Genomic DNA, 703 nt, shown 5'->3' with positions numbered 1-703 from the left:
AAGCAAGAGATAAAACAGCTGCAAAAAGAACTGAATCGTAAAGATAAGGCCTTAGCTGAAACAGCCGCTCTGCTTGTTCTCAAAAAAAAAGCGGATGCACTCTGGGGTTTCAACGAGGACGATTAACAACACTGGCTGAGCGACATGAATTAATAAAGCTTATTACAAACGCGCAGGATTCAGGGGCAAGGAAAGAAAAAGCATGTGAGTTACTTGGGCTGACGGCAAGAACCGTTCAACGTTGGATTGAAGCTGACAATATGACTGACAAGCGAACAAGTACGATAAAACGGCCGCCAAATCGTCTCACAGAGTTAGAGCGGCAGCGTATTATTAATACGGTTAACTCAACTGAATATGGGCATTTACCGGCCAGTAAAATAGTCCCTAAGCTGCTTGATAAGGGCATATGGATAGCGTCTGAAAGTTCGTTTTATCGTGTCATGAAGGCACATAACTTATTAACGCATAGAGAAAAAGTAAAGCCAGCTAAGCCGATGAAAAAGCCAAGAGCACTGAAAGCAGTGCGTGCAAATGAAGTCTACACTTGGGATATCACCTATTTACCAACGAGCGTAAAAGGGCAATTTTTATACTTATATTTAGTGATGGACATTTTTAGTCGAAAGGTTGTTGGCTGGCAGGTTTACGACACACAGTTAAGTGAATTAGCCGCGGATTTAATGAAGGATATTTGCAGTCG

At 42.1% G+C, this 703-nt stretch carries 1 pseudogene; it reads left to right on the top strand.

The annotated features are described in order from the left end of the window. Positions 1–703 (top strand): annotated as a pseudogene (locus AAEY57_RS19350) (DDE-type integrase/transposase/recombinase); the annotation flags it as partial.

The organism is Pseudoalteromonas sp. MER144-MNA-CIBAN-0113 (assembly GCF_040308965.1).
In the GTDB taxonomy this organism is placed as follows: Bacteria; Pseudomonadota; Gammaproteobacteria; order Enterobacterales; family Alteromonadaceae; genus Pseudoalteromonas; species Pseudoalteromonas tetraodonis.
Note: the sequence above shows the minus strand (reverse complement) of the source record. Positions and strands in the feature narration are given on the sequence as shown.